We start from the raw sequence: 25762 nt of genomic DNA, 5'->3' as shown, positions 1-25762 counted from the left end.
CTTCTTGCAAGTGGTAATTTTTTGTTATCTCCGCAAACCAGCCAATGTCCTCTGTTAAGACTTATTATTTTGTGTTAGGCAAGTCCTGCGAACGTTTTTTATAATATCATAACAATTCATAAAGGTCAAGATAATATCTAGGTGTTTTTAGAGAAAATTTTTCGAATTCTTGCAGCCCATATATTACTAATCTCTGCTTTAATTTCAATTCCCTCCGGTGTATATTTTTCATTTAAAACTTTTCCTTTTTGGTGAAGAATTGATATTAGATTTGTTTTATCATAGGGTACTGTTAGTTTTAATATAGAATATCTTTCCTTCAAAACACCAGCTATCATATCTAGAAGTTGATCACTGCCTTCACCGGAAGTTGCGGAAATATACACCCTTGGGTTTTCCGTAAAGGGAATTTCCTGTACATCTTTTACCATGTCTATTTTGTTAAAGACCATTATTGAAGGCTTATCCAGTACATGAAGTGATTCCAATACAGTTTCTACCGCGCGAATTTGACCTTCGTAGTTTGGGTGGGAGGCATCAACAATATGTAACAGCAAATCTGACTCCTGCACTTCTTCCAGTGTAGCACGAAAAGCAGCAACCAAGTGGTGGGGTAAGTTTTGAATAAATCCAACTGTATCTGTTAGTAAAACATTGTCATTGTTAGGCAAGGAAATACGCCGTGTGGTGGGATCAAGGGTTGCAAACAGTTTATCCTCCACCAATATGTCTGCCCCTGTAAGGGATTTTAATAACGTGCTTTTGCCAGCGTTTGTATAACCAACAAGGCTAACAATTGGTAAAGGCTCACTTTTTCGACTTTTCCTTAGTAAGCTCCTATGGCGTTGTACTTCCTTCAGTTCCTGCTCAAGATCCGATATGCGCTTTCTTATTCTCCTTCTATCAACCTCTAGCTTGGTTTCACCAGGCCCCCTGGTTCCAATACCTCCTCCCAACCGTGATAACTGGGTTCCAAGACCCGTTAAACGTGGTAACAGATATTTAAGTTGAGCTAGTTCTACTTGTAATTTTCCCTCTCTGGTTTGGGCTCTTCGAGCGAAAATATCTAAAATTAATTGTGTACGGTCTATCACCTTGACCCCTAGACGATCTTCCAAGTTACGAGCTTGGGCTGGTGACAGTTCCCTATCTATAACAACCATATTGGCATGGATTTCTCGACAATATTCTGCCAATTCCTGAGCCTTGCCTTTACCAATAAAGGTTGCAGAATCAGGATATTGGCGACTCTGCATAAACGTCCCCATCACATCCGCCCCGGCGGTACTTGCCAAATTTGCTAATTCATCCAATGACTGACAAATTTGATGCTCATGAAAACCTGGTAATTTAACGCCTACTAATACAGCCCGTTCCTCAATGGTGGTTTTTATATCATGCAATCCTATGCGCTCCCTTTATTATTCTTTTGTCCGATTATAGCTTTTGTTTGACAATGTATCAACTAAGAACTTCTTGTCGTAAAAAAAATCTTTCTTTTACGTCATAGACAAGCTTTTCATTAAATAAATATGTAACAGTACTAAAACCTTACAAGGAGGGGTTATTTACGTTTAGTAAAAGTATCTCTCTCTGGCGTACGGCATTAGTCGTTTTTCTGACTATGTCGTTCTTCATTTTTACACCCATTGCCGGAGCAACCGAAAAAAGTAAAATGATTATAATTAACAAAAAAACAAATCAACTAGGATTCTACGAAGACGGTTTGCTCTCAAAAGTGTTTCCTGTTGCTACCGGTAGACAACGCAGTTTCACACCTGAAGGAAATTTTAGAGTAATTAACAAACAGCTAAACCCACCCTATTACAAAAAGAATATTCCAGGAGGCAGTCCCTATAACCCCCTGGGTCCCCGTTGGTTGGGGCTAAGTGCACCTGGTGGTCCCTATGGTATACATGGCAATAGTAATCCCGCTTCCATTGGCACCTATGCTTCTAATGGTTGTATTCGTCTTTTTAATAATGATATCCTTTGGCTTTATGAGCAGGTACCCCTGGGTACACCAGTTATTATTGTCTGGAATAACATTAATTTAAACGAAGGCTTTGTTGACACAAAACCAATAAAGTTATACTTTAATAATGAATCAATAGAAGCCAATCAATTCAAACTTTTTTCTAAACAAGATAAGCCTTATTTGCCATTAAAACTCCTATGCCAGCTACTTGACTATGGCCTTAACTGGGACAATACAGCAAGTACAGTTAGCGTAACCAAATCTGACTTTATTACCCAATTAACACCCAATGAACAAACTGCAATCATTAATGGCCAAACCTCCTCCTTGGCAGATATTCCGTTGTTGGTGGATGGAACTACCTTTGTCACTATTTCAACAGTTAAGCAAATCTTTAATGTGGATATCCAATGGCATTCGGAGACAAGAGAGGTTTTTCTTTATTCAATTGAGTCAGATAAAATGTTAACTGATACAACTCAAAGGCCCGCAGAATGGATTGTCAATTTACCGGATCTCATAAATCAGTAGTCGATAACAAGTTAGAAAAATAAAATAGCAGGATTATTTAGCATCCAAATAGAAATTGAATATAGAAATATTCAATACTAGTGTCAGGAGTGAAAAGCATGGATTTAAAAACAATTAAAACAGAAGCAAAGGACAAATTAAAAGGCTATTGTCGCGTTTGTCCAGTGTGTGATGGTCGTGCCTGTAGCGGGGAAGTTCCTGGTATGGGTGGTACTGGTACCGGTGTTAGTTTTCGCAACAATTTAAATGCTTTAGCTTCCTATAACTTAAACATGCGTACCTTACACAATGCTAAGAACCCCAGCACCGAAACTGAATTATTTGGTGTTGCACTTACTTCCCCCATTATGGCTGCGCCCATGACTGGTACTCCATACAATATGGGAGGATCATTATCAGAGAAAGAATTCATTAGCATGATTGTTTCCGGGAGCAAACAGGCAGGAACACTGGGTTGGACCGGTGACGGCGCTGACCCAGAAATGTATAACTCAGGTCTAGAAGCCATCACAAATGAACAAGGATACGGTATTCCTATTATTAAGCCACGGGAACAAAATGTTATTATTGAATGTATTGGTCGTGCCGAACGAGCTGGGGCCAAAGCAGTTGGGGTTGATATTGACGGTGCTGGTCTTGTAACGATGGCCCTAAAAGGTCAACCTGTAGGTCCTAAATCAAAAAGAGAAATTAAGGAACTTGTTAATGCCACTAAGTTGCCTTTCATTCTTAAGGGAATTATGACGGTTGATGAAGCCGAAATGGCAGTAGAAGCTGGAGTCAGTGCTATTGTAGTATCGAACCACGGTGGTCGTATATTGGATTTTACTCCAGGAGCAGCTGATGTATTGCCTGCCATTGCTGCAGCTGTAAAAGGGAAGGTTACAATCCTTGCCGATGGCGGTGTACGTACCGGTGTGGATGTTCTGAAACTTCTTGCCCTGGGGGCGGATGGGGTACTGGTTGGACGTCCATTGGTTGTTGGGGCCTTCGGTGGGCATACTGAAGGGGTTAAGTTCTTGATTGAAAAAATGACATCTGAACTAAAACAAGCTATGATTTTAACTGGCTGCAATACTATTAAAGAAATAAATGACAGTGTAATTTATAATGCGCAATAAAAAATGCCCCTCGGGGCATTTTTTATTAGCTAATTGAAAGTACTGGAATTCCTCTGGCTTCCAGCTCTTTTACCAGTGGTTCAGGCTCTATGGTATTCACTCTAACAACCATATGCACAAGATTATTATCTCTTCTATGTATTACAATTCCACTAATACTGATATTCATATCCCTAATAATATCAGTTAAATCTGCAATAGCCCCAACCCTGTCATAAACCTGTAACACAAGCCTAGTTGCCGCTTTCCTTAGTCCAAAAAATTCTATAAATGCATCAAAGATATCGGTCTGAGTAATAATACCAACCAATTCATCCTCTTCCATTACTAGCATACTACCAATTTTATTTTCTCTCATAATAAGGGCAGCTTCTTCCATAGTTGTTTCTGGATTTACAGTAATGGGGTCCTTTACCATAACTTCCCCCACAACCATTTTAGAAAGAAGGTAGTTCATTTCAAAAATACTTAGTGTAGTTGCTGGGGAGGGAGTAACCGTTAACAATTCCCTTTCTGTAACTAAACCTACTAGGCGCCCTTTATCAGTAACAGGTAACTGACGAATTTTTAACTTTTTCATTTTTTCCAGCGCATCAAGAATAGGGGTACCTTTGGAAATGGTAACCGGTGAAGTGGTCATACAATCTTTAACAAACACGTATTCCTACCTCCTTTAACTTGTATTACCACCAATTGTAATGGAAACAATAAATAGCCGCAAGAAAAATTATTACTTAATTTTTTAGGTTATATTATGCCTAGGGGCTAAATATTCTCGCTTATAATCATAATAAGTTAAAAATAGTTCATTTGAATTTAATGACCCATCTATTATTTTTCCCACAAACAAAGTATGGCTATCTAACTCTACTGTGGCTCTATGCTCAACTTCACAGTCATAATAACCAAAACTACCTTCAATAATCGGACTCCCTGTAACTGCGGATCTATAATGATACTGCTCAAATTTATTAACCTGTCTCCCAGAGTTTCGGCCAAAAAAATGAGCCACTTTACCTTGGCTTTGCGTAAGGGGAGAAAGGGAAAAAACTCCACTTTCTTTTATAAAATCATGGGTTAGGTTATTCTTATTTACCGCCACAGCAACTCTGGCAGGACAAAAACTAATCTGCGTTACACTACTGCAACACATGGCATTAGGCCTTCCATCAAGTGTTGAACCCACTAAATACAAAAAATTGTTTAAACCAGGCATACCGAAAAACTTCTCAAGGTTGGGAACCTCAATGTCCGCTTCTTTTTTAGGAATAAGAATATACCGATTGGCTTCACTAAAACACTTATTACAGCTTATAGGCGGCTTTTTTCCATAAGCTTTTTTTCCACAAAATGAACATCTCCATAAGTAGACTTGACAACTCTTTTGTGACATTCTACAGCCTCCTCTATATAAGGATGCATTAAAAACTTCAGGACATTTTGGAATCCTTAAATGTTTTTAGTTTTTCTATTTTTTAAGATAAAATTTCAAACTTAAGTCAGAAAACGAATTTCCTAGGACATATTGTTATTTTCTATTGGAGAAAATACTATTAGATTATCAAGATGAGAATTTTTGTAAGTAAAATATTAATGATTGATATCCCTAATTATGCTAGTGCATAGTAAGAGTTACAGACAAGTGTTTTTAGGATATTAAAATTGGAGGTTGTACTATGAAACGACAAAATAATAATAAACAAGCACTCAAACCTAAACCTTACAAAGTTTCGCTAGGCGAAATTTTTGTGGGCGAAGGCAGTGGAGGCTGCAGAAAGGAAGAATCTAAAGAAAAATAAGGGACAGGAACTAAATATAACTGTTTTTACTCGTAGAGTAGGCCAGTCAATGGTCAACTCTACGAATAGTTAGCCCTCCAGAAGATCAAATAATGTCATCATAAGCCTCTCTAAAATCATTAAATCTCATCTATTTCTTCTTTTTTAGCCACAACAATTTGGGATACACCTACGGGAAAATTAATAATTTTAAGAAAACCTAATTCAATTTTTAATATAAATAATAGTAACTGGTTCATAATGCCTGTACCTAATTCTAAATCCGTTTTGTTTGTAAAATTTAAGACTCTCCCCAATCTTCTTACAAGCCACACGGACGGTAAAAGGAAGAAATTAAAGTAGGTGGTCCTTTCTACCCTAAGATTTGACTTCTTCAGAAGATTAATCAGTTCTCCGAAATTATATCTTCTATAGTGATTATTTAATTCATCATGTCTACCCCAGAGCCACCTGAAGGCAGGTACAGTAAATACCAGCATACCCCCGGGACGAACTACCCTTTTCAATTCATGCAAAGCAGGTCTTTCATCTGGTAAATGTTCTAGAACATCCAGGCAAAGTACAAGATCAAAACTATGATTTTCAAAGGGAAGCCTTTCTACGCCTTCGCAGTAAGCAGATAACCCTATATTACGACAGTGTTCCACCATTTCTGGTGATATATCTACCCCCACAACGCATCCATATTTTAACATATATTCCATTGTACCACCAGCACCGCAACCAGCATCTAATATTTTATTTCCACATTTTAGAAAAGGAGACAATAATGTTCCAATAATTTCCCGGCGGCCCTTATACCACCAGTGATTTCGTTCCATTTCAGTCATTTTCAGGTAAATTATTTTATCCATAAGTTATATTTTACCTAAATATTTTATTCCTATTCTCCGACAAAAATCAAAGTCTGCAGAATTAATGTCGAACGCCTCTTTAATATCGACAAAGCTACAGAGAATTCTCCGAAGGTATATTAGCCTAATATGGGGAATTGATCTCTTGGCATATCACAGAGTAAAAACATTCCGATATGCATAATGGAAACTAAGACTTGGCGTCGCCAAGTATCTTACATTTAAAAAATTGGAGGAGTATTGGATGCTTAATAATCTACAAAAACATATTGATAATATCTCTCAGGAACAGATAGTTCAGTTAAACAGTTTTCAAGAAATAAATATTGTTAGTAATAACGAAACCATTCACCACATAAAAAAATTATCTAAGGACTCTGGCTTACCGGTTTCCAGGGTTATCGAAGCATTAATACGAACAGCATTAGAAGATTTGCAAGCTACTGCAGGGTAGAAAATGAGAATAAGAGGGTGATGAGCCTTTACATCACCCTCTTATTCTTTATTTAAATTATGCACTTTTTGATTTAATTCTTCTCCTGTTGGTGTTATGGCCAAACCAGCCAATGAGGTTTCACGCAAGCAGGAAGGCAACATGGTTCCAATCTTATACATAGCCTCAATAACCTCATCACAGGGTATAACACTAGTAATTCCTGCCAGTGCCATATCTGCTGCTACTATAGCCACTGCAGCTCCCATTGAATTCCGTTTGACACAGGGAACTTCCACCAGTCCTGCAACGGGATCACATGCTAAGCCTAAAAGGTTCTTTAAAGCAATAGCTGCTCCTTGGGAACATTGTTCAGGTGTTCCACCTGCTAATTCTACAACGGCAGAAGCTGCCATTGCTGCTGCTGCACCTATTTCCGCCTGACACCCCCCGGCGGCTCCTGAAATGGTTGCATTGTTCGCAATGACAAAACCGATTCCACCGGCATTAAATAATGCATTTACCATATTTTCTCGTTTACTTCCCAGATGTTTCCCCACTGCCAACAGACACCCAGGTAGAACTCCACTGGAACCAGCTGTAGGAGTTGCTACGATAAGCCCCATAGAGGCATTTACTTCAGAGGTCGCCAATGCATAGTTCACTGCATCTAAAACCACCCCTTTACTTAGGCTCTGGCCACTTTTGGCATAATCCCTAAGCCGTTTGGCATCTCCTCCGGTTAGGCCACTGCGAGAAACCACCTCTTCATTAATACCTTTCTCCACAGCCTGTTCCATTACCCGAAGGCTTTTTTCCATGTTTGATAACACTTCTTCTCTTGGTCGGCCTGTGGTCTGGCTCTCTTGGTTCATCACTGTCTGTCCAATGGATAGACCTTCTTCTTGAGCAAGTTTGACTAACTCAGCTACTGTACGGTACTTCATAAACTACCCCTCCCACTTACGGAATAATTAAAGCAATCCGGTACTCAGGATCAATCCTTTTAACAGCTTTAATGGTTTCATTTGTTAGGTCCTGATCAGTTTCAATAACCATTAGAGCCTGATCTCCCCTTGACCTTCTGGCTACTTCCATATGACCAATATTAATTTCATTGCAAGCCAGAACCTGGGCTACCTTTGCAATGGCTCCAAATCGATCATGATGAAATACTAACAGTGTAGGGCTATCTCCACTTAGAGATATTTTAAAACCTTCAATTTCTGTTATTGTAATTTTACCGCCACCAACTGAAATACCCACTACTTCCAATGACCCTTTACTGTCACTTAAACAAACCCGTGCAGTATTGGGGTGATAATCTGACTCCTCTGCCACAGTCTTAAATATAATTTCCACCCCAAAATCCTTGGCTATCTGAAAGGATCTTACAATATTTTCATCGTTAGCGTTTAAATTTAAAATCCCCCCCACCAACGCGAGATCTGTCCCATGCCCCCTGTAGGTTTGAGCAAAGGAACCGTACAACGTAATCTCTGCTCTGGTAGGTACTCTACCAAAAATATTGCGAGTTGTTTTACCTATTCTAGCTGCACCTGCGGTGTGAGAACTTGAAGGTCCCACCATCACAGGCCCAATAATATCAAAAATTGAATTATAACGCATAAACAATCTCCCCTACATAATTAAGTTCTGGCAAAGATCATAGCACCTCATTAGTATTTACTCAACATAAAAAATTAACCAATAATAAATGCCAAAAATAGTTTTACTTGTCTGAATATTTTATATGTTTGGAACTATTAGTATTTACTCCCTTTGTATTTAGTGGTATTCTAAATATAGTTAATTTTTTTACTTTTTGGGAAACAGAGGTGAACGTATGGAACAGGAGTTGATTCGACAAGCAGAACATCTAAACTTTTTGATAAGAACTTTAAACCGAAAATTTCGTCAATATATGCTGTCACAAACTGTAGGTTGTGGTTTAACCGTTCCACAACTTCATTTAATGCAAGAGCTTTTTCAAAATCCCGGAATCACTCTTGGTGATCTGAGTATTCGATTAGGCTTGGCCAAAAGTACTGTTTCAGGAATTGTAGATCGGTTAGAAAAGCAAGGAAAAGTGGTTAGAAAAAGAAATGATCAGGATCGTAGGGTTGTTCATATAGACCTGGCCCCTGAAGTAAATGAGATGAATTATAATTTAGCCCTAATGAGAACAAATTACTTAGCTGGTTTTCTTACCTCAATGGCCCCAGTGGAAATCGAAGGACTTATCAATGGTTTAGAAAAAATTAATTTTTTGATGGTTCAAGAAACAAACTCTCTCAACAATCATTCTGGTTAGTTATTTAAATATGGTATTTAGAAAACCACCCCATGGGGTGGTTTTCTAAATACCATATTTAAATAATCTGATAAATCCTAGTAACTTGTTCTAAAGATTACATTTCTTAGATAAGTTGTTAAAAGCTTAATTTTCTTTTACCCTTCTTTTATCGTGTCTTAATAATAAAGGTATACACTAAACAATAGATTAATAGCTAGGAGGGGAAATCGTGCATATTAGGATCCTTGATACTAATGTTTTATTGGACCGGCCTATCAATGAAATTATCGTATCCCTGGAACCCTGTAAGATTGTTATCCCCCTTGCAGTTGTAAACGAACTGGACCGCTTTAAAGGCTTAGAGGATGCCCGGGGCCATTGCGCTCGTCAAGCAATCCGTTTTTTAGACAGTCTAAGACCCCATTTGCACCAAGGTGTTTCACTTCCCAGTGGGCATCAAATCCTAGTGGAAGTAAATCATTGTAATGTACCATTACCAGAGTATTTACCCAAAGAAAAGGTAGACACACGAATTCTGGCCATTGCCAAGGGCTTCAAAGAAGAACAACATTATCCCGTAACTCTTATCACCCAAGACATTTGTCAACGTGTTATTGCGGACACACTAGGTGTTTCAGCGGAAAACTATGCTGCAGAGCAAGTAAATTTGGATTTATTATACAGAGGCTGGGATACCATAAACGTTTCATACGAAGAGGTACAGGATTTTTACCAACTCAGACACATTGCAACAAATAAGGATCTATTAGAAAATCAATTTATATGCATGGAAGACAGCCTTGGCGGTCGTCATTTGGGACGATACCGTAAGGGCTTTATTCACCCTCTCCGTAGAGAACTTCATGCCTTTGGTTTAGGTCCAGCAGAAGGAAACCTTGAGCAATCTTTCTTAATGGATGCATTATTGGATCCTAATATTGAATTAGTTAGTATCTTAGGACCCGCTGGAACCGGTAAAACACTTTTGGCATTGGCAGCGGGATTACAACAGGTTGTAAATCAAAGGCTTTATTCTAAATTAATTGTTACCAGGGCATTAATTCCCCATAGTCGAGATATTGGTGCTTTACCAGGTACAAAAAAAGAAAAATTGACCCCATGGATGGCCGCAATCTATGATAACTTAGAATTTCTAACCCAGAATTTTGTTTCATCAAAACACGAAGAGAGATGTTCAACCGCCGAACGTGTGGAAAGATTTATGGAAGAGGGATTTATTGAGTTAGAGGCCCTAACTTATATTAGGGGTCGTTCAATTCCGAAACAATGGATTCTGATCGATGAAGCCCAAAACCTTACCAAAGAAAACATAAAAACAATTATAACCCGGGCAGGTATGGGTAGTAAAATTGTACTCACAGGAGATATTCAGCAAATTGATAATTACCGACTTACAGCTACCAGTAATGGCTTTGTAACTTTAATCGATGCCTTTAAAAACCAGGATTTATATGCTCACATCTCTTTAAGCCGTACGGAACGAAGTCGTCTAGCTGCCCTAGGAGTGGACCTACTACCATAAAAGAAGTGGTCCTTAACAAAAAATATCCCGTATCACCATAAAAGTGGTACGAGATTGCTTTATTTTTTTCGATTGATAACGGTGGAGTTAAAATCTACATATTGGAAAATGTTGTCCTTTTTTAAATAGACTACCCACCAAACTTAATGGAAATTTTAGGCCCAGCTTGTTGCTTTGTATTTCCCAGACCACTCATAACAGTTGGTTTTAAGAACAAATTATTCTGGCCACCCAAAACCGGTTCTTGATCAGTATTCTTTTCCTCACTTTCCAGTGCCTCTACTACGTCTGCTTGCCCATTATCCTGAGGTTCAATTGTATCAATTGTATCTGTTGGTTCCGTCAAATTTGTTGGCTCAAAATCTTCAGTAACCTCAGAAACTTCATTTTCAACTTCATTTGTAACTTCAACTTCAACTTCTTCTTCAACCACTGATACAACTGTTTCCTCTATTACTTTAGTCTCTTCTAGTTGTTCTTTCTCATTGTTTGTTAAATCCTCGAATAAATCATCTGTACCCACTTCTTCCGACATATCATGATCTGTTTCTTCAACAATAACAGGTATGTTCTGTTCCCCTTCTGACATATCCTCTACATAATCTGCAGTAGGGCTAGGGGAGTATTCCATAACTTCGCCATCAGACAGTCCTACGGCTACTTTTTCTTCTGAAGACTTATCTTGTTTTTTGTTATCTTGATGGTAAGCACTGGCCTTAGTACCTTGTTGTGATAAGTATAAAAGAATAAAGATTAGAAAAAGTGAAAATGCACTGTACCCCGAACCACGATCACCTGCCACCTGCTATAACCCCTTTCATTTAAAATTGAAAAAATTGACCCTGGTATATATTACGGAAAAGGTATTTAAGTGTTACAACTAACCAGCCTAAAGTTATCATGAATACTGACAATAAACCGGGGTAAATTATTCAAGAGTAACCTGAGAGGAGAAAAAAATGGAACTTTGGCTTTTTACTCTCTTAACAATTGCCATAGGGTTAGTAACAACCGGCTGGTTTTTATTAATATCCCATATAGATAGGAGGTAAAGGAATGACATGGGTTTTCTTTACAATCTTTTGTTGGCTTCTGGCCCTTATACTTGTGCGTCAACCGGGAATTAAAGAATACTGGCCCTCTGCTTTAATTAGCTTAACTGTAGTATATTTAGTTGATAGCACCGGGACATACTATGGTGCATATCGTTTTTTAAATACACCCCTCATTAACGGCGTACCTATTCTTTATTTAATATCCTCTTTGGCCCTTGGAATGGTAACCTTACGGTTTTATCCCCGGGAGCATCGTGAACAGTTGATTTATATTGCAGTATTAGCTGCTCTTTTTTTAATGGCTGAAATAATTCTTATGAAAACAGGTAACTTTATTCATCTAAAAGGCTGGCATTTAGGTAAAAGTTATATCCTCAATATTTTAGGTTTTATTATTATAACTTGGATTTCTACCAGATTTGGTATACGGGGTGCTGCCTTTCATTGGCCCTTTGCCCTTCGATAGTAACATTAAAATTGAAGAGTTAGCCAAGGCTAACTCTTCAATTTAGCTAATATTTTTGTTACTGTAAAGGGCTTATTCTCAATTGCAACAATTTCCTTTTGCAAAACCTCAATATGTTTCATTTCTTCATCTCTTAATTTCAGTAATAATTGCTTGGTAGATGGATTCCGCACCCTTATTGCCCCATCGTTATAAAAGGTCTGATTTCGGATTTTATCTTCCAGTGCATCATTCAAAAATTCAAGATTATCCATTGGGGCCTCCCTTATTTTATATCTAAGTTCTGCATTTCTTGTTTAAGTTCCGCTATATGACCACGGGCGGTCATGGCAAATACCTTAAATAGTTTCTTTAGGCGTTTATCCTTAATTATATCCATTAAATAACTATATTTGGCTTGCCGAAGGACTTCTCCATCATAGGCCTGTTTTAATAAATTATTCTGAATCTCCTTTTGAGTAAGTTTTGCCACAATGAATTCCCCCCCGCCTTTATATTCATCTCTTTTACATTGTGTAATTTTAGGCATATTATTATACCTTTGGCAGAAAATATTAATTAATATTAATGTAACTGGAGGAAATCATGAGAGTAGCTATCATCGGGGCAGGCATTACCGGACTTGCTTGTGCCATCGAACTTGAAAAATATGGTATCAGACCAGTAATATTTGAAAAAAATCATCGTATTGGCAGCCCATTTCCCTACGCCCCCTTATTATTAGATTTTATTTTTCGGCCTATTAAAAGACCACTACATACCCTAAAGACTCAATATAATATTAAATTAAAGCCGATCAGTGATATACGTTTTATGCGGGTCCAAGGACCTCAGGCTCAGTTTTCTACGGGAGGCAACCTTGGATACAGCCTATTGCAGGGTCAGGAGATTCACTCCATTGAATCCCAAATGGCAAGCCATTTAAAAACGTCAATTCAATTTGAAACCCCCGTCAAACCAGAGGATATTCTAAAGCAATACGATTATGTTGTTGTGGCAACCGGAAATAAAGAGTATGCCCATCAATTAGGAATATGGCAAAATACTTATCAATCCTGGGTTAGGGGTGCTACCATTCTAGGTCGTTTTAACCCCCAGGAGATAAGGTTCTGGTTTAATAAGAATTATACTAAGGGTGGCTATGCTTATATGGTACCGATGGGAATAGAAAGAGCCACTTTAATGCTAAGTGTAGCCGATACAACACAGGATAAGCTCGCAGAGTTTTGGCAGAAATTCATTGACCAGGAAAAGCTTGACCCGGAGATTGTTTTACTCTGGGATGTAGCCTTCAACACCGGTGAAGTTTTTCCTCACCGAGTAGGTAATACTTTCTTTGTGGGAAATAGCGGCGGCTTTGTTACCAGTTGGCTGGGAGAAGGAACCTTTTCAAGTATTATGAGCGGTATAGAGGCTGCCCGTTCCATTGCTACAGGCTGCCCGTTCGAGAAAAGAATGAAGGAAATAACTCAAATAATGGAAAGACAAGCACGTTTCCGGTCTCTATGGGATAAATTTGATAACAAAGGTATCGATCGGGCTATCAGACTAATGGGTAGTCCTCTGATTCAATACCCTTTATACCATACAAATCTTAATTTTTTTAAAGCCATCGATCATTTCAACGACCGTTATTAAAATAATTATTACAAGAAAAAGTATCTTCATTTATATTTTATTTTAAATAAAAAAGTTTTTTAGGATTTTCCGTTAATTAACAGACCTATGTCTTATACCTAAAACATATCAATTATAATCATCAAAAAATCTTCGCTTAAAGGAGAGGTTATTTTGACCAATAAGTTATATCGGATAAATCCACGCTATCGTCAATATAATGAACCAAGCCCCTTTGAAGAAATGGATGGCTTTGGTGAAACCAGTAATAATCATTTAAATACTTTCTGGCGAGTAAATCAAGACGGCCATATGTGGTTAGCAGAATCCTGTGTGCGTGGAGCATGTGATCGTAAAGTTTTTAAAGTATGTTCCGAAGCGGAAAAATGGGCCAGGGATTATGCCTATTCTAAAGCAAAATCCTGGGGAGGGTTTTGATTAAAATCCAGAAACCCTCCAATCTTCGGAGGGTTTCCTTTAACAGACTGAGGCGAACGCCTTCGGGTTGCACAACCAGTCCGGTAACAATAATATTAGCCTAACTTACCAGAAATATTTATATGCACCTATAACAATAGCTGGAACCGCTAATAAACTTTTCCTTTTTGGTCATACTTAATTTAGTACTATTTCTTTTTATTTCGGAGGTGCCCATTGTCACTTCATATTTCTGAGAACAGATTGTTTGAATATTTAGTGGCGTATATCTTACGCAATAATGGTTATATTGCTGGTGTACCTCGGCGTAAATTAGGCGGACGAGGTACGCAACACGAGATTGGGGTGATTGGGATTGATTTAAATAATAGTCCCTTTTGCTTAAACACTGTGCTTTTAGTAGCCGCTCGGGGGCAAGCTCAGTCAAATCCTACTTCGGACATGCAGTTAGTCCGAAACTTAAAAGCAACGCTCTTAGATCTTGAACAAACATTACCGCCACGGCGAGAACTCATTCGCGATCTGCTGGATAATAATCGAGGCGACTTATTTCACCGGATATATGGAGGGAAAAGAATGAAGGAAACACTTACCGTTAATTATGTAGGGGGAGTTTTTGTTTCCAGTGAGTTCTCCTATCCTGCCTGGGAATATGCAAACGCCCATGGCATCTATGTGGTACACTTGCCGGATTGCATCGCTGGAAAACCGGTACATCAATGGTATCAAAGAATACGTTCGTCAATGTCCAAAATTAGAGATGAAAACGATAAATTTACCCTCCCGGGACTGGCTAAGAAAACAAAAAAACATTTAGATTTCCTCAATGTTATAACGTTTCTTCAAAGATCACCTGAAGGAGAATTGAAACCTGAACACAGTCATGATCTTTTTACCATATTCAATGAATTACTTCGTACCCAAGACATGACTCCATTAGCCAAGCATCTGCAAAGAACTGCCTTGGCCACTATCAATGGTTACCCGGTAGTTCTAGAGTATAATCTTAGTTACAAAGCACTCTTAGATGCAGCCCTTACCATCTATGAACGAAAGATCAGGACCATTAAATCTGTTGTTCCTGCTACCACCTATAAGCCTTTGGATGTTGTTCATTTAGAAATAACTTCTGTTACACCCACCAAGGATCATCATGTGAGCAAATTTACTTATCAGGTGGTTCAAGAAAATGTCCCTACTACCATTCAAAATTTAGCTGGTGCTGTATATATACCAAATACAGTCTTGGACAAACGTTCTTTGCAAAGGTTCCGCCTAAAAATGCCATTAAAGGCAGGACTAAGTTTAGTTTGTGAATTTTCACCACAACAGGGTATTCTGTTAGAACCTCAGATAATCGAAAGATAAAAACCAGGCTTCCCTGGTTTTTAATTATATTGTGATAACTTTATCTCTGCCAGTCAAGTTTTCTAATATTTCTAGCATATTGGTAACACGCCCAACAGCTAATTGGTCTTTCAGCTTATAGTAATCCAAGCAGGTACCGCAAGCCAAAATTTCTGTGCCCTGCTCGACCAATTTGTTAATTTGCTCTAACACCCGGGATTGTTGTATGGCCAACCTTACTCCAGAATTAACCAATATAATCATCCGGGGTGCGGGTTTCTCTAACAAGCTATTAAAAAAACTTACCATTAGGATTTCTCCTAGATCTTCAGCCCCGTTACCAAAGGTATTGCTCGTAAAGAGATATACCATTGAGCCTGTCTCACAGACTACTGGTACCACCTCCACCGGGTCTGTCCCCTCTCCCTTAATGATGGTAATGTAAAACTCCCCGCTATTCTCTTCTACCTTAACCTGATAGCCTGCATTCTCCACAAATCTTTTTACATTTTCTAGGGCCACTTCATTATCCACGATAGAAATGACCGTGCCCTGCTCAATTTCTTCTAAAGCCCGTTTCGTGTTAATAACAGGATGCGGACATGCTAATCCTCTGTTGTTGATTTCTTTTAGCAATTTATTACCTCCTCACAATGGTTATCAAAGGATCTTCTGGTTGACTTAATTCTCCAACAACTCGGGCGTCTGTAACTCCATGTTTGTGCAGTTCCTTCAAGAGTTCCTTTGAACGTTCAGGTTGAACAGCTATTAACAGTCCTCCAGATGTTTGTGGATCAAAAAAAATATCCACTTCCTCCCGGGTTACACCCTCTTCAATAAAAACTTGATCCCCTAAGTGCTTTCTGTTTTGATAAGCACCAGCAGGAATGATACCCATACGTGCCAGCTCCAAGGTTCCGGGCAAGACAGGTACTTCTTCAGCAAACACCCGCAAACTCACCCCACTGGCCTTTGCCATTTCCGCTGCATGTCCCAGAAAACCAAAACCCGTTATATCAGTACATGCTGAAGCACCAATTTCCTGCATAACAAAAGCTGCCTCTTTATTTAGAGTTATCATGGTGTCAACAGCCCTATCCATAATTTCCTTTGTTACCATATCAGCCTTAATGCCTGTATTAATAATCCCTGTGCCTAACGACTTAGTTAAGATTAAAATATCTCCGGCACAGGCTGTGGCATTACTGTATACTTTATCCGGGTGTACAACACCGGTAACAGAAAGACCATACTTGGGTTCATCGTCCTGTACACTGTGACCCCCGGCAACAATGGCTTCTGCCTCGGAGACCTTTTCAGCACCTCCTCTTAATATCTCCCCCAGTATCTCCGGAGGCAAACAAGAGGGAAAACATACAATATTGAGTGCTAACACGGGTTTTCCACCCATAGCATAAACATCACTTAAGGCATTTGCTGCTGCAATTTGACCAAATAAATAGGGATCGTCTACCATTGGCGTAAAAAAATCCACCGTCTGAATGACGGCTAACTCGGAGTTTAGCCGGTAGACCGCTGCATCGTCAGAAGTATCCAATCCAACCAGCAAGTTTGGATCTGTATTGTGTGGTATTTGTCGCAGAACCTGCGACAGGACCTCTGGTCCTACCTTGGCTGCTCACCCTGCAGCTTTTGTCATCTGAGTTAATCTTGGCTTGGCCAAGGTACTGCCCCCTTTCCTTTCAACAACATTATTAGCCCTTCGCCAACCTTTATATACTTCCCTTTTTGTTTTGCATAACTTTTTGTTATAAGTAGCTGGATTGTAATATAATATTGCTATCCTTTATAGATGTTTTTTATGTAAACAAAAAATGATAACCTTGCTTCTAAGCAAGCAGCGGAGTATAATGAATTACAGCATTTACCAATCATATCTAGAGGTGATTTTTTTGTCTCAGCGGGCACCCATAGGTGTATTTGACTCAGGTGTAGGTGGATTATCAGTGGCCAGGGATATCCGCAAGCTTCTTCCTCTGGAGGATATTATATATTATGCTGATTCAGCATACTGCCCTTACGGGGACAAAGATCCCCAAACAATCCGACAGCGTGAAAAAGCAATCGGCGAGTTTTTAGTTTCCCAAGGCTGCAAATTAATAGTAGTTGCCTGTAACACCGCTTCTTCTGCGGGCTTGGAATATCTACGTCGATTTTTAAAAGTTCCAGTAGTTGGTATGGAACCGGGTGTTAAACCGGCAGTAGCTGCAACACGCAATGGTAAAATTGGTGTGCTGGCCACCTGTGTAACCATTGCCGGTGATCGCTTTTCCTCTCTGGTTAAGCGATATGCAGAGGAAACTGAGGTTATCACCCAACCCTGCCCAGGACTTGTGGAGTTAATTGAGTCTGGGAAACTGAATGCACCGGAAACAGAAGAAAAACTGAGAACCTTTCTGCAGCCAATACTGGATAAAAAAGCTGATACCATTGTTTTAGGCTGTACCCACTATCCCTTTTTACGCCCAATGCTTGAAAGTCTGGCGGGTCCTGGGGTCTCTGTTATCGACACTGGTCAGGCAGTGGCCAAACAGGTGAGCAGGGTATTAAGCGCATGTAATTTAGCAAAGAATAGTGGTCCCCTTGGAACAGAACAATTTTACACCAGTGGAAATCAAACTGAAGTTGAAGAAGTTATACGTACCCTCTGGCTTCGGGATAATATAAGCGTTAAAACCTTGCCTCTAAACGTTAAATAGATATTCTTATAGAAAATAAAAAGGGGCTGTGCCGAAACAAAAGTTTCAACACAGCCCCTTTTTATTTTTTTAATTAGCTCAGGCAAGAGGCAACTCTTTTATTAACGTCTTCCCAGTTTACTAAGTTCCACCAAGCTTCTACCCAGGCAGCTCGTTTGTTCTGGTACTTTAGATAATATGCATGCTCCCATAAATCCATTACTAACAGAGGAATTACACCCCATTGTGTTAAATTTTGATGCTTTTCTGCTGTTAGAATTTCAAGTTTTTTAAAGATTGGATTATAGCATAACAGGGTCCAACCGGAACCTTCTACTGCAACTGCAGCAGCGGAAAACTGCTTTTTAAAGTTATCAAAGCTACCAAAGAACTTGTTTATTTCTTCTGCAATCTGACCATTGGCAGGTCCACCACCCTCTGGGCTCATATTCTCCCAGAACAGGGTATGTAGAATATGACCAGATCCATGGAAGGCCAGCTCACGCTCCCAATGTTTAATCAGAGCAAAGTCACCCTTCTCCCTTGCCTCCGCTAGTTTAGTCTCTGCATTATTTAAACCATCAACATATGCTTTATGGTGAGCATCATGATGTAGTCTTACAGTTTGTTCATCATAGTGGGGTTCCAGTGCATTATAGTCGTAGGGTAACTTAGGCAATTCATGTTTCATTGTTATTCCTCCCTTTTAAACTAATTATACAATTATTATAATATACACTAATAATTTATTTATTACGGTAATATTACATTGTACTTACTTTTCCTATTTTCCCAAACCTCACGACAGAACCCTGTAAGGTAATGCTAATAATTTATTAAACTAAAGTAAAATCACTGGAATAGAAAAATAATAGAACCAGTACCTTTAATATTACTAAGGCGTATTTTATCTTTTTCGCTAGGATAATAGACCTCTGCCTTAAATTATGGAGCCAGTTTTGTTGGCTTTACCACAATAAACATCATGGTTTGATATTTACATAGAAAAGGTTGTTTGGTTTAATTAATAAAGATGGTTTTTTATAGGAGGAATTACCCATGACAGAAAAGAACACCTGTGGTTGTAAACCGCGAAGAATATCTAAAGGACTGCTGACGCGGGTCGCTAATTTTATACGTGATAAATCTGTAGATGGTATTTGTGTAAAAAGCATATCGGAAATTGCTGACGAGATGGGTTTATTACTTCCCACTATTCTTGTGGATGCTTTGAACAAGCTAGAGGAAAAAGGTACTATTCAAGTAAGAACCCGTGGCCAAGAGCTCACAGACCGAAGCACCTTTATCTACATTGGGGACGATGAGGTTAGCAAACTCATGTCCAGTACAGTAGTGCTTTCACACGAATTGGAAAAAACGTTGGGAGACCATCCCCAGTTTAAAGAACTCAAAGAAAAAATTAATGAAATGGTTAATATCCTAGAACAGCAGAACAAAGAGGTACAGGAATTCCAAGCTTTCAAAAGTGGTATAGTACGGCAAATTGAAGCCCAAGAAGGTGTTTACCACATAATATCTAAAACCCGCTTGAATAACTTGTTTATTGAGGAAACTAGGAGGTAAAACGACCTAAATCCACCCCCTAGAGGTTACCGTATCTTTTAAGACACTGTGACCGTTATAGCCTAAAACTTCCCATGCCCAAAAAGAGCGAACAGGAATTGTTTCCAGTTCGCTCTTTCCTATTATTTATGCCGGCCAACCAGCTTCAGGATCTTTATCAAATTCCAGTCCTACCAGGGTAAGGGAATCATCATAAAGGTCCGGGCTATGGTGTTCTTTAAAACGAAGAATAATACCAAACATGGGTGATTTTGTATTAAGCTCTTGGAGTTTCTCCAAAATTTGCCCAGCCTTGTTGCGTTGAAATTTAATAGCAAACCCTACACCTTCCGTATAGGCAACATACAGCAGATATGCATCGTCTTCTTTCGCATATTGCCAACGGTATTCAAATTTCCCTGTGTGGGCCCCGGCAATCCTATTATTTGGCAGAACATTTTTATAAGGTATTTCAAATTCAGGGTTCTCCAAAATAATGCCGATGGTTGTTTTAGCCTTACGAGGTCTTATGGTGCCAATACTGCCGCCAATTGGTTCAATTATTTTAACTTTAGGTTGATTGGTCACAAATGGTTCCTCCTTATACCACAGATCCATAACATATTTTATCCATTGTTTTTTATAATACATATTCAGACAGAAAAAAACAACCATATGGTAAAATTCTAGTATTTGTTCTTTAGATATTTGCTAAATATTCACTTAAAAATTCCGCTTTTTATTAAGCGGAATTTTTAACACTCTCCTGTTTTTTTACCTTGTAAATTACATGTTCCATCAATATTACTGACACAACTCCCACCACAAACCCATTGCCCATAATCGGTCTTACCGAAGGTGGGAAAGTGTTTAATATATCAGCCGGTAAAAAGGAAACAATGAGGCCTAACATGAGAGGTAACCCAATAACTAAACCATATTCAAATTTGAATTCGTTCATGGAACTAAAGATAACCAACAATCCAGCGGATATTTGGGAACACATAATATAAATCATAACACTCCCCACCACCACAGAGGGAATACTGCCGATAAAAGCAACGGAGGCAGGCAGAAGGGCTAATAACATTAAACCTATCCCTGCGGGTAAAAGGGTATATCTGGAGGCACAACCAGTGGAAACAATGACCCCTGGGCTAAAGGAAAAGTTAACCATACCAACTACCCCTAAAATACCTGCCAAAACATTGGATAAGCCAGTGATGGTTATACCCCAAGTAACCCTCTTTGGCATATTATTGGGTTTTAACAAAGCCCCTACTGCTTGAATAGAACCCAAATCGTTAACAGCCAAAGCTAAAAAACTAATTAGAAAGGCAATAATCGTACCAGTATCCCAAGCAAGGGAAAAATTCATGTTATAAAAAACATTACCAACCATTGGAAGACTTCCTTGGTAATCTACTGCTGAGGGTCTAAATATAAGCCAGTAAAATATACTTCCAGCAATGATTGCCCAGATCAGGAAGGTTGATTTCCAAATACCCTTTAATAGGTTAGCTACTATAAACATTAAAAAAACAAAAATCAGTGCAAAGCTAAAGTGAGACAGTGGGGTTACAGGAGAATTTAGGGGCATAATTAATTTCAAAATGGTGGGTGCCAAAGTAAAAGCAATTAATAATAGAATCACAGCAATAACTCGGGAAGTAAATAATCCTCTTATCTTTGCAAAAAGTCCAGTACTACTTAATAAAATTAAAAAAGCCCCGCCCACCAAGACCGAAGTGTAAACAGTGTTTAAACTTTTTCCTTGACATGCAATAATACTCACCAGCAACACCGAAGCAGGCCCAATAATAACGGGCAACCTGTGTCCCCAGAGTATCTGCACACCCAGGCTTAAGCCTGTCACAAAAAACAACTTCTGTATATACAACACTTGTTCAGTTGTACTGGAAGAGTGAATACCTGCTACCACCTGACCAATAATAATAATTGTGGGCACCGAAATAGCTAACCATTGTAGTCCGTAAAGAAGCATTTCCAGTAAAGGTGGTTTGTCATTCAGTTTATATTTTAGACTTATTTGTTCCATCGGTTCACATCCTTTATAAAGCTTTTACAATTATTATACCGTATAAAATTCTAATCATTTCCATCCTTTTTAAAACAGGTATAAAACATTGATCAGTAGAACTTTATTAGGATAAATTTTTTAGTCTCAAGGAGGAAAATATGATTAAAATTGGAAAATATCAACATTTTAAGGGAAATTATTATGAGGTACTTTATCTAGCAAAACATTCTGAAACAGAGGAGCTTCTAGTTGTCTATCGCTGTGAGAAGGATGGTAGCATATGGGTAAGGCCTTTCGAAATGTTCTTCCAGAAGGTAATGCATAATGGTGAATTAAAGGATCGATTTAAATATATTAGCTAAATTTTATATAACTTTTATAAAGGAGAAAGTGCTTCCTCCTTTATCTATACGCTAATTTGAACACTAAATTAAAACATAAGTCTGTTTTCCCCCAATGTCCTATGCATTTCTGTATAAATATGAATGCTTTTCTTTTTCCCATCCCATTGTACATCTGCCCCAAAGATCTGGCTAATAAATCTGACAGGTACCATTATGGTACCCTTTACCTTTTGTACTGGTTGAGGTAACTTTATAGCTTTGTTACTCCAGATAGCCTTATCGGAGTCTACCTGAAATTCTACTTGGGTCCCCCACCCACTAAGGAAGATTTTTTCTTTTTGGTACTGTACCTTTAGACCCATGGTATCACTCAGAATATTGATTGGTACTAACACAGTTCCATCAACAGCCAGAGGGGACTGAATATAATTGCACTTAATCCCATTTACATAAATATTATTCACCCTTTGATAATGCTGAAACCCATAATTTAACAATGCAGTGGTATTTGCTTTTCTAATCTCATTGGAGGGTGAACCAAGGACCACACTGATCATACGCTGACCATTTCGTTGGGCAGTTGCCACTAAACACCAACCGGCCCGGTCTGTATAACCTGTTTTTAAACCATCCATCCCCTGAAAAATCCCTAATAGACTATTGGTATTGGCGATTGGAAAACTTCCGTTCCGAATTGTTGTGGTAGTTAATCTGGAAAACTCCAGTACTTCGGGGTATTCTTCTAACAAATACTTAGCGAGGAGAGCAATATCATAGGCAGACATATAATGATTATACGAATTGGACGCTGGCAAACCTGAGGCATTAATAAAGTGACTATTCCTCAGCCCTAATTCTAGGGCCTTAGCATTCATTATCTCTACAAATGCCGCTTCACTGCCCGCCACTCTTTCGGCAAGGGCCACAGCAGCATCATTGGCGGAAGCCACAACCATGGCTTTTATCATTTCTTCTAGACTGAGGACCTCCCCCTCTCTCAAATAAATCTGAGCCTCATTAATTCTCTCAACTTTTTTACTGGCCTGTACAGGGTCCTCCCAATGAAGAACCCCATTATGGATATTTTCTAACAAAATGTAAAGGACCATAAGTTTGGTTATCGATGCCGGGTGAAAGGGCTGGTGTTCCTGATCAGCATATATTACTTGTCCGGTATCCTGATTAACCAGGATGGCTCCCTTGGCAGTAAGGTTAATCGGATTGCAAATACCAGGTGCATAGGTTAAAGCAGTAGCACCCTCTCCTAGACTACCTCTAACTTGAATAGAGTTATGGTTATTGGCAAATGTATATAAGCCAGTTTCAACGGGGTAAGAACACAATATTAAAAGCACTAGTATCAAGGCAGAGCACAGAGAACAATATACTATTCTTGGCATTTAGAGTTCTCCTTTATTCTGTTTTCGTGTCTGCTTGATACATATGCATCGGTTGGATAAATATAACATTAAAAACAAAAAGAACCCAGCAATAGGGTTCTTTTGCAAAATCTATTAAGGCTTGATATACAGATACCCTTTTCTTTGACGGTTAACAATTTCGGTTATACCACCAGAAACAACCCGCACAAAGGACGGTAATGATTGTTCATCTAAATGATGGGCGCTGAGAGCATTCCGACAAGCTGTGAAATCAACTCCCCTTTGGGCAAGAGCTTCCATCTGTTGCAGCAACTGGGGCCTGTCCTGGTTGGCAAAATAAGAAGCCACAGCCCCTGCATTGGCAACCACTTCAATATGTACTGTATTCTCTTCTACATCCTTAAAATAATTTGTGATATTGGCAATTGTCTTTTGCCAAATTTCATTTTCTGAGACATGGAATAACACTTTAATTTTTTCCATCTCCATCCCCCTTACCTTTGTATCTTAATCCTTCTTATATAACTTACATCGGATGTCATTATTTAAACTGAATACTCAGGTTCTCTCCCTAATAAAAAAACTTGGCTTACACTAAGCCTTTAGGCGACGGTGTAAGCATTAGTTGCCCCTATGCATGTCGGAAAGGTTTATGCTTTCCAATATGCAAATAAAAATCCCAAAACCAACGGCTTCAGGATTTTCTGGGGTTTATTCAATGGTCGGAGCGACAGGAGTTGAACCTGCGACCTCTACCACCCCAAGGTAATATACTACACATCACGCAACACGTAAAATTTTTCATGAATTATGCGGCTTTGGCAGGCCGCTATTTTATGTTAGTGTGCTGCGTGATACGCAACTACTGCAATATTCAATAACACCATTTAGAGATATACTGATTTTCTGTTGGGCATTTTGTTGGGCTCAATCAAAGCCTGGCAAGCCAGATTACGACCGTCCTTAAGCCCCACCCGGTAAACATTATTTAAATATATTCTCTGTGACAGCCCCACCTGCCTTTCATAATCTAAAAATATTTTTTTTCGATCCGGACCAAGCATCGCCATAATTTCTTTTCCCAGTTTAATGATTAAGGCTACCTGGTTAATGTATTCCTCGTTTTGGCGTGTATCCTCATAAGCATCTATGTAAATGCGCTTTTCAATTTCAATCAAGGTGATCTCCTCCTCTAATTAATTCTCTCATTTCAACCCCTAATTTCTCCGCGATAATGGTCAGGGTTTTAAGTGCTGGATGCCTCCTTCCTTGCTCGATCGAAGCGATATATCCACGGCTTAGACCTGTTTCTTTTGCCAGCTTTGATTGTGTCCATTTTTTCTGTTTACGTAGTTTTGCAATTGATTTTCCAACTGACAACTTTTTCTACTCCTAGTTTACACCAACCCGTGTGTCGAAATATGCTATAGCTACTCCCTAAAAAGCTACATCTTCTGCGACATTTTTCCCTTTTTTAGGTAAAATATAAGTGAAAGCTTATATTTTTCGCGCTCAAAGGAAACAGTATGTAACCGGCAGAAAACCTAGTTATGAACAGGCTGCAAGAGGTTATGAAGTTAAAAAGAATTACCCAGCAAGAATTGTCGAAAAGGACAGGAATAGCCCAGGGCGAGATTAGTAAAATCATGAACGATCAAAAGGATATTTACCTAAAAACGGCTAAGAAAATAGCCAAAGCGCTGGGGAAAAGCGTGGACTATTTATGGCCGGACTAAATGCCTTGCGTTCCTTTTTAATATCGTTTATACTTTTATTCATAAAGGACGGTGGTGTTATGGCAAAAGGCGGAGCACGCCCAGGGGCAGGCAGGAAACCCGGCAGCAAATCTACGAGTCAGCCCAGGAAAATGAGAGGTATAAAGGTAACTGATAAAGAATGGAAAAAAATCGGTGAGTTAGCTTTTAAAGCTGGGTACATCAAACCAAGCGGTGAACCAAACGCAAGCGAATATATAAGAAAAAGAGCCCTTAGAGAAATATAAAAGGGCTCTTTTTTATTGACTTTTATTGAATAATCGTTTATACTATTAATCAATAAGGCAGCTGCACTCCAAAGCAAAGGACGGTGAGGTGAATGGCGAAAAGCGCATGCAACAGTCTGGGGCCGATGGCCATAACTCCAGACGAAACTTGACTCTCCCCAGGAGCCTAAATACCGGGTGGCGCAACGAACTAAACTTGAGCGCACCCGCCAGCGTACGGGGCGGGTGCGTTGGGGAACCCCAAAATTTAAAA

At 39.0% G+C, this 25762-nt stretch carries 33 protein-coding genes; 15 read left to right on the top strand and 18 right to left on the bottom strand.

What is annotated here, in order from left to right; all coding sequences use genetic code 11:
• Positions 1–137: 137 nt before the first annotated feature.
• Positions 138–1403: a GTPase HflX gene (hflX, locus tag DRED_RS06815; RefSeq protein ID WP_011877619.1), complete on the bottom strand. Its 1266-nt coding sequence runs from the start codon at positions 1401–1403 to the stop codon at positions 138–140.
• 221 nt (positions 1404–1624) lie between these two features.
• Between hflX and DRED_RS17890 the strand changes: the two genes are divergently transcribed.
• Together DRED_RS17890 and DRED_RS06805 are read left to right on the top strand one after the other, a co-directional pair.
• Positions 1625–2509: a L,D-transpeptidase family protein gene (locus DRED_RS17890; protein ID WP_011877618.1), complete on the top strand. Its 885-nt coding sequence runs from the start codon at positions 1625–1627 to the stop codon at positions 2507–2509.
• Positions 2510–2607: 98 nt separating this feature from the next.
• Positions 2608–3630 carry an alpha-hydroxy-acid oxidizing protein gene (locus DRED_RS06805; RefSeq protein WP_011877617.1) on the top strand — a complete coding sequence of 341 codons (1023 nt, stop codon included), beginning with the start codon at positions 2608–2610 and terminating at the stop codon, positions 3628–3630.
• A 25-nt stretch (positions 3631–3655) separates the two neighbouring features.
• On the opposite strand, the gene DRED_RS06800 is transcribed toward DRED_RS06805, so the two are convergent.
• Both DRED_RS06800 and DRED_RS06795 read right to left on the bottom strand, forming a co-directional pair.
• Positions 3656–4288 carry a CBS and ACT domain-containing protein gene (locus tag DRED_RS06800; protein ID WP_011877616.1) on the bottom strand — a complete coding sequence of 211 codons (633 nt, stop codon included), beginning with the start codon at positions 4286–4288 and terminating at the stop codon, positions 3656–3658.
• Between the two features lie 84 nt (positions 4289–4372).
• Positions 4373–5023, bottom strand: coding sequence for a flavin reductase family protein (locus DRED_RS06795; RefSeq protein ID WP_011877615.1), 651 nt, complete (start codon positions 5021–5023; stop codon positions 4373–4375).
• 283 nt (positions 5024–5306) lie between these two features.
• On the opposite strand from DRED_RS06795, the gene DRED_RS19525 reads away from it, so the two are divergent.
• Positions 5307–5429: a hypothetical protein gene (locus tag DRED_RS19525; protein WP_274376909.1), complete on the top strand. Its 123-nt coding sequence runs from the start codon at positions 5307–5309 to the stop codon at positions 5427–5429.
• Positions 5430–5548: 119 nt separating this feature from the next.
• On the opposite strand, the gene DRED_RS06790 is transcribed toward DRED_RS19525, so the two are convergent.
• On the bottom strand, positions 5549–6259 hold the full coding sequence (locus DRED_RS06790) for a class I SAM-dependent methyltransferase (RefSeq protein ID WP_274376908.1): 711 nt from the start codon (positions 6257–6259) through the stop codon (positions 5549–5551).
• Positions 6260–6527: 268 nt separating this feature from the next.
• Here DRED_RS06790 and DRED_RS06785 point away from each other — a divergent pair, with 268 nt between their 5' ends.
• Positions 6528–6737 carry a hypothetical protein gene (locus DRED_RS06785; RefSeq protein WP_041274518.1) on the top strand — a complete coding sequence of 70 codons (210 nt, stop codon included), beginning with the start codon at positions 6528–6530 and terminating at the stop codon, positions 6735–6737.
• A gap of 41 nt (positions 6738–6778) precedes the next feature.
• Here DRED_RS06785 and sdaAA read toward each other — a convergent pair whose 3' ends face one another.
• Together sdaAA and sdaAB are read right to left on the bottom strand one after the other, a co-directional pair.
• Positions 6779–7663 carry an L-serine ammonia-lyase, iron-sulfur-dependent, subunit alpha gene (gene sdaAA, locus DRED_RS06780; RefSeq protein ID WP_011877613.1) on the bottom strand — a complete coding sequence of 295 codons (885 nt, stop codon included), beginning with the start codon at positions 7661–7663 and terminating at the stop codon, positions 6779–6781.
• Positions 7664–7679: 16 nt separating this feature from the next.
• Positions 7680–8345, bottom strand: a complete 666-nt coding sequence (gene sdaAB / locus DRED_RS06775) for an L-serine ammonia-lyase, iron-sulfur-dependent subunit beta (protein WP_011877612.1) — start codon at positions 8343–8345, stop codon at positions 7680–7682.
• A gap of 217 nt (positions 8346–8562) precedes the next feature.
• On the opposite strand from sdaAB, the gene DRED_RS06770 reads away from it, so the two are divergent.
• The gene (locus DRED_RS06770; protein WP_011877611.1) at positions 8563–9030 is read left to right on the top strand and encodes a MarR family winged helix-turn-helix transcriptional regulator; all 468 of its coding nucleotides are present in this window, start codon (positions 8563–8565) and stop codon (positions 9028–9030) included.
• A gap of 211 nt (positions 9031–9241) precedes the next feature.
• On the top strand, positions 9242–10555 hold the full coding sequence (locus DRED_RS06765) for a PhoH family protein (RefSeq protein ID WP_011877610.1): 1314 nt from the start codon (positions 9242–9244) through the stop codon (positions 10553–10555).
• 130 nt (positions 10556–10685) lie between these two features.
• Here DRED_RS06765 and DRED_RS06760 read toward each other — a convergent pair whose 3' ends face one another.
• Positions 10686–11357, bottom strand: coding sequence for a hypothetical protein (locus DRED_RS06760; RefSeq protein ID WP_011877609.1), 672 nt, complete (start codon positions 11355–11357; stop codon positions 10686–10688).
• Positions 11358–11611: 254 nt separating this feature from the next.
• Between DRED_RS06760 and DRED_RS06755 the strand changes: the two genes are divergently transcribed.
• Positions 11612–12076, top strand: a complete 465-nt coding sequence (locus DRED_RS06755) for a CBO0543 family protein (RefSeq protein WP_011877608.1) — start codon at positions 11612–11614, stop codon at positions 12074–12076.
• Positions 12077–12105: 29 nt separating this feature from the next.
• Here the strand turns inward: DRED_RS06755 and DRED_RS06750 are convergent, their stop codons facing one another.
• Positions 12106–12330: a ferritin family protein gene (locus DRED_RS06750; protein WP_011877607.1), complete on the bottom strand. Its 225-nt coding sequence runs from the start codon at positions 12328–12330 to the stop codon at positions 12106–12108.
• Positions 12331–12341: 11 nt separating this feature from the next.
• Complete coding sequence (locus tag DRED_RS06745) at positions 12342–12548, bottom strand: hypothetical protein (RefSeq protein ID WP_041274847.1); 207 nt, start codon at positions 12546–12548, stop codon at positions 12342–12344.
• 113 nt (positions 12549–12661) lie between these two features.
• Between DRED_RS06745 and DRED_RS06740 the strand changes: the two genes are divergently transcribed.
• The 3 genes from DRED_RS06740 (at position 12662) to DRED_RS06730 (ending at position 15499) form a co-directional block, all read left to right on the top strand.
• On the top strand, positions 12662–13714 hold the full coding sequence (locus DRED_RS06740) for an NAD(P)/FAD-dependent oxidoreductase (RefSeq protein WP_011877605.1): 1053 nt from the start codon (positions 12662–12664) through the stop codon (positions 13712–13714).
• A gap of 153 nt (positions 13715–13867) precedes the next feature.
• Complete coding sequence (locus DRED_RS06735) at positions 13868–14131, top strand: hypothetical protein (protein ID WP_011877604.1); 264 nt, start codon at positions 13868–13870, stop codon at positions 14129–14131.
• Positions 14132–14347: 216 nt separating this feature from the next.
• Complete coding sequence (locus tag DRED_RS06730; protein WP_011877603.1) at positions 14348–15499, top strand: hypothetical protein; 1152 nt, start codon at positions 14348–14350, stop codon at positions 15497–15499.
• Between the two features lie 24 nt (positions 15500–15523).
• Here the strand turns inward: DRED_RS06730 and yedF are convergent, their stop codons facing one another.
• Together yedF and selD are read right to left on the bottom strand one after the other, a co-directional pair.
• The gene (gene yedF, locus DRED_RS06725) at positions 15524–16114 is read right to left on the bottom strand and encodes a sulfurtransferase-like selenium metabolism protein YedF (protein ID WP_011877602.1); all 591 of its coding nucleotides are present in this window, start codon (positions 16112–16114) and stop codon (positions 15524–15526) included.
• A gap of 4 nt (positions 16115–16118) precedes the next feature.
• Entirely contained in the window at positions 16119–17162 is a 1044-nt protein-coding gene (selD, locus tag DRED_RS06720) for a selenide, water dikinase SelD (protein WP_083755146.1), read from the bottom strand.
• Positions 17163–17391: 229 nt separating this feature from the next.
• Between selD and murI the strand changes: the two genes are divergently transcribed.
• Positions 17392–18198: a glutamate racemase gene (gene murI / locus DRED_RS06715; RefSeq protein WP_041274516.1), complete on the top strand. Its 807-nt coding sequence runs from the start codon at positions 17392–17394 to the stop codon at positions 18196–18198.
• Positions 18199–18271: 73 nt separating this feature from the next.
• Here the strand turns inward: murI and DRED_RS06710 are convergent, their stop codons facing one another.
• A complete protein-coding gene (locus DRED_RS06710) occupies positions 18272–18868 on the bottom strand; it encodes a superoxide dismutase (protein ID WP_011877599.1) in 597 nt (198 codons plus the stop codon).
• Between the two features lie 368 nt (positions 18869–19236).
• Here DRED_RS06710 and DRED_RS06705 point away from each other — a divergent pair, with 368 nt between their 5' ends.
• The gene (locus DRED_RS06705; RefSeq protein WP_011877598.1) at positions 19237–19761 is read left to right on the top strand and encodes a hypothetical protein; all 525 of its coding nucleotides are present in this window, start codon (positions 19237–19239) and stop codon (positions 19759–19761) included.
• Positions 19762–19887: 126 nt separating this feature from the next.
• On the opposite strand, the gene DRED_RS06700 is transcribed toward DRED_RS06705, so the two are convergent.
• Together DRED_RS06700 and DRED_RS06695 are read right to left on the bottom strand one after the other, a co-directional pair.
• Entirely contained in the window at positions 19888–20328 is a 441-nt protein-coding gene (locus tag DRED_RS06700) for a hypothetical protein (protein ID WP_011877597.1), read from the bottom strand.
• Positions 20329–20482: 154 nt separating this feature from the next.
• Complete coding sequence (locus DRED_RS06695; RefSeq protein ID WP_011877596.1) at positions 20483–21799, bottom strand: uracil-xanthine permease family protein; 1317 nt, start codon at positions 21797–21799, stop codon at positions 20483–20485.
• A 140-nt stretch (positions 21800–21939) separates the two neighbouring features.
• Here DRED_RS06695 and DRED_RS06690 point away from each other — a divergent pair, with 140 nt between their 5' ends.
• Complete coding sequence (locus tag DRED_RS06690; protein ID WP_011877595.1) at positions 21940–22143, top strand: DUF1653 domain-containing protein; 204 nt, start codon at positions 21940–21942, stop codon at positions 22141–22143.
• Between the two features lie 68 nt (positions 22144–22211).
• Here DRED_RS06690 and DRED_RS17885 read toward each other — a convergent pair whose 3' ends face one another.
• The 4 genes from DRED_RS17885 to DRED_RS06670 form a co-directional block, all read right to left on the bottom strand.
• Entirely contained in the window at positions 22212–23525 is a 1314-nt protein-coding gene (locus tag DRED_RS17885; protein ID WP_011877594.1) for a stalk domain-containing protein, read from the bottom strand.
• A 114-nt stretch (positions 23526–23639) separates the two neighbouring features.
• Complete coding sequence (locus tag DRED_RS06680) at positions 23640–23990, bottom strand: DsrE family protein (RefSeq protein ID WP_011877593.1); 351 nt, start codon at positions 23988–23990, stop codon at positions 23640–23642.
• A gap of 404 nt (positions 23991–24394) precedes the next feature.
• Positions 24395–24685, bottom strand: a complete 291-nt coding sequence (locus tag DRED_RS06675; protein WP_011877592.1) for a hypothetical protein — start codon at positions 24683–24685, stop codon at positions 24395–24397.
• Complete coding sequence (locus DRED_RS06670) at positions 24678–24887, bottom strand: helix-turn-helix domain-containing protein (RefSeq protein WP_011877591.1); 210 nt, start codon at positions 24885–24887, stop codon at positions 24678–24680. Before DRED_RS06670 ends, DRED_RS06675 begins: the two co-directional genes overlap by 8 nt.
• A 170-nt stretch (positions 24888–25057) precedes the next feature.
• Between DRED_RS06670 and DRED_RS18220 the strand changes: the two genes are divergently transcribed.
• Positions 25058–25243, top strand: a complete 186-nt coding sequence (locus tag DRED_RS18220; protein ID WP_083755145.1) for a helix-turn-helix domain-containing protein — start codon at positions 25058–25060, stop codon at positions 25241–25243.
• Complete coding sequence (locus DRED_RS06665) at positions 25231–25509, top strand: hypothetical protein (RefSeq protein ID WP_011877590.1); 279 nt, start codon at positions 25231–25233, stop codon at positions 25507–25509. The genes DRED_RS18220 and DRED_RS06665 overlap by 13 nt, the downstream gene beginning before the upstream one ends.
• Positions 25510–25762 lie beyond the last annotated feature (253 nt).

Origin of the sequence: Desulforamulus reducens MI-1 (genome assembly GCF_000016165.1) — a bacterium.
Taxonomy (GTDB): domain Bacteria; phylum Bacillota; class Desulfotomaculia; order Desulfotomaculales; family Desulfotomaculaceae; genus Desulfotomaculum; species Desulfotomaculum reducens.
The sequence above is the reverse complement of the archived record's forward strand: the minus strand, read 5'-3'. Positions and strand labels throughout refer to the sequence as shown.

Coding starts and splice junctions, on each gene's coding strand:
- DRED_RS17890 (WP_011877618.1), top strand. CDS start 1,625: ATGTCGTTCTTCATTTTTACACCCATTGCCGGAGCAACCGAAAAAAGT.
- DRED_RS06805 (WP_011877617.1), top strand. CDS start 2,608: ATGGATTTAAAAACAATTAAAACAGAAGCAAAGGACAAATTAAAAGGC.
- DRED_RS06795 (WP_011877615.1), bottom strand. CDS start 5,023: ATGTCACAAAAGAGTTGTCAAGTCTACTTATGGAGATGTTCATTTTGT.
- DRED_RS19525 (WP_274376909.1), top strand. CDS start 5,307: ATGAAACGACAAAATAATAATAAACAAGCACTCAAACCTAAACCTTAC.
- DRED_RS06790 (WP_274376908.1), bottom strand. CDS start 6,259: ATGACTGAAATGGAACGAAATCACTGGTGGTATAAGGGCCGCCGGGAA.
- DRED_RS06785 (WP_041274518.1), top strand. CDS start 6,528: ATGCTTAATAATCTACAAAAACATATTGATAATATCTCTCAGGAACAG.
- sdaAA (WP_011877613.1), bottom strand. CDS start 7,663: ATGAAGTACCGTACAGTAGCTGAGTTAGTCAAACTTGCTCAAGAAGAA.
- sdaAB (WP_011877612.1), bottom strand. CDS start 8,345: ATGCGTTATAATTCAATTTTTGATATTATTGGGCCTGTGATGGTGGGA.
- DRED_RS06770 (WP_011877611.1), top strand. CDS start 8,563: ATGGAACAGGAGTTGATTCGACAAGCAGAACATCTAAACTTTTTGATA.
- DRED_RS06755 (WP_011877608.1), top strand. CDS start 11,612: ATGACATGGGTTTTCTTTACAATCTTTTGTTGGCTTCTGGCCCTTATA.
- DRED_RS06750 (WP_011877607.1), bottom strand. CDS start 12,330: ATGGATAATCTTGAATTTTTGAATGATGCACTGGAAGATAAAATCCGA.
- DRED_RS06740 (WP_011877605.1), top strand. CDS start 12,662: ATGAGAGTAGCTATCATCGGGGCAGGCATTACCGGACTTGCTTGTGCC.
- DRED_RS06710 (WP_011877599.1), bottom strand. CDS start 18,868: ATGAAACATGAATTGCCTAAGTTACCCTACGACTATAATGCACTGGAA.
- DRED_RS06705 (WP_011877598.1), top strand. CDS start 19,237: ATGACAGAAAAGAACACCTGTGGTTGTAAACCGCGAAGAATATCTAAA.
- DRED_RS06695 (WP_011877596.1), bottom strand. CDS start 21,799: ATGGAACAAATAAGTCTAAAATATAAACTGAATGACAAACCACCTTTA.
- DRED_RS06690 (WP_011877595.1), top strand. CDS start 21,940: ATGATTAAAATTGGAAAATATCAACATTTTAAGGGAAATTATTATGAG.
- DRED_RS17885 (WP_011877594.1), bottom strand. CDS start 23,525: ATGCCAAGAATAGTATATTGTTCTCTGTGCTCTGCCTTGATACTAGTG.
- DRED_RS06680 (WP_011877593.1), bottom strand. CDS start 23,990: ATGGAAAAAATTAAAGTGTTATTCCATGTCTCAGAAAATGAAATTTGG.
- DRED_RS18220 (WP_083755145.1), top strand. CDS start 25,058: ATGAACAGGCTGCAAGAGGTTATGAAGTTAAAAAGAATTACCCAGCAA.
- DRED_RS06665 (WP_011877590.1), top strand. CDS start 25,231: ATGGCCGGACTAAATGCCTTGCGTTCCTTTTTAATATCGTTTATACTT.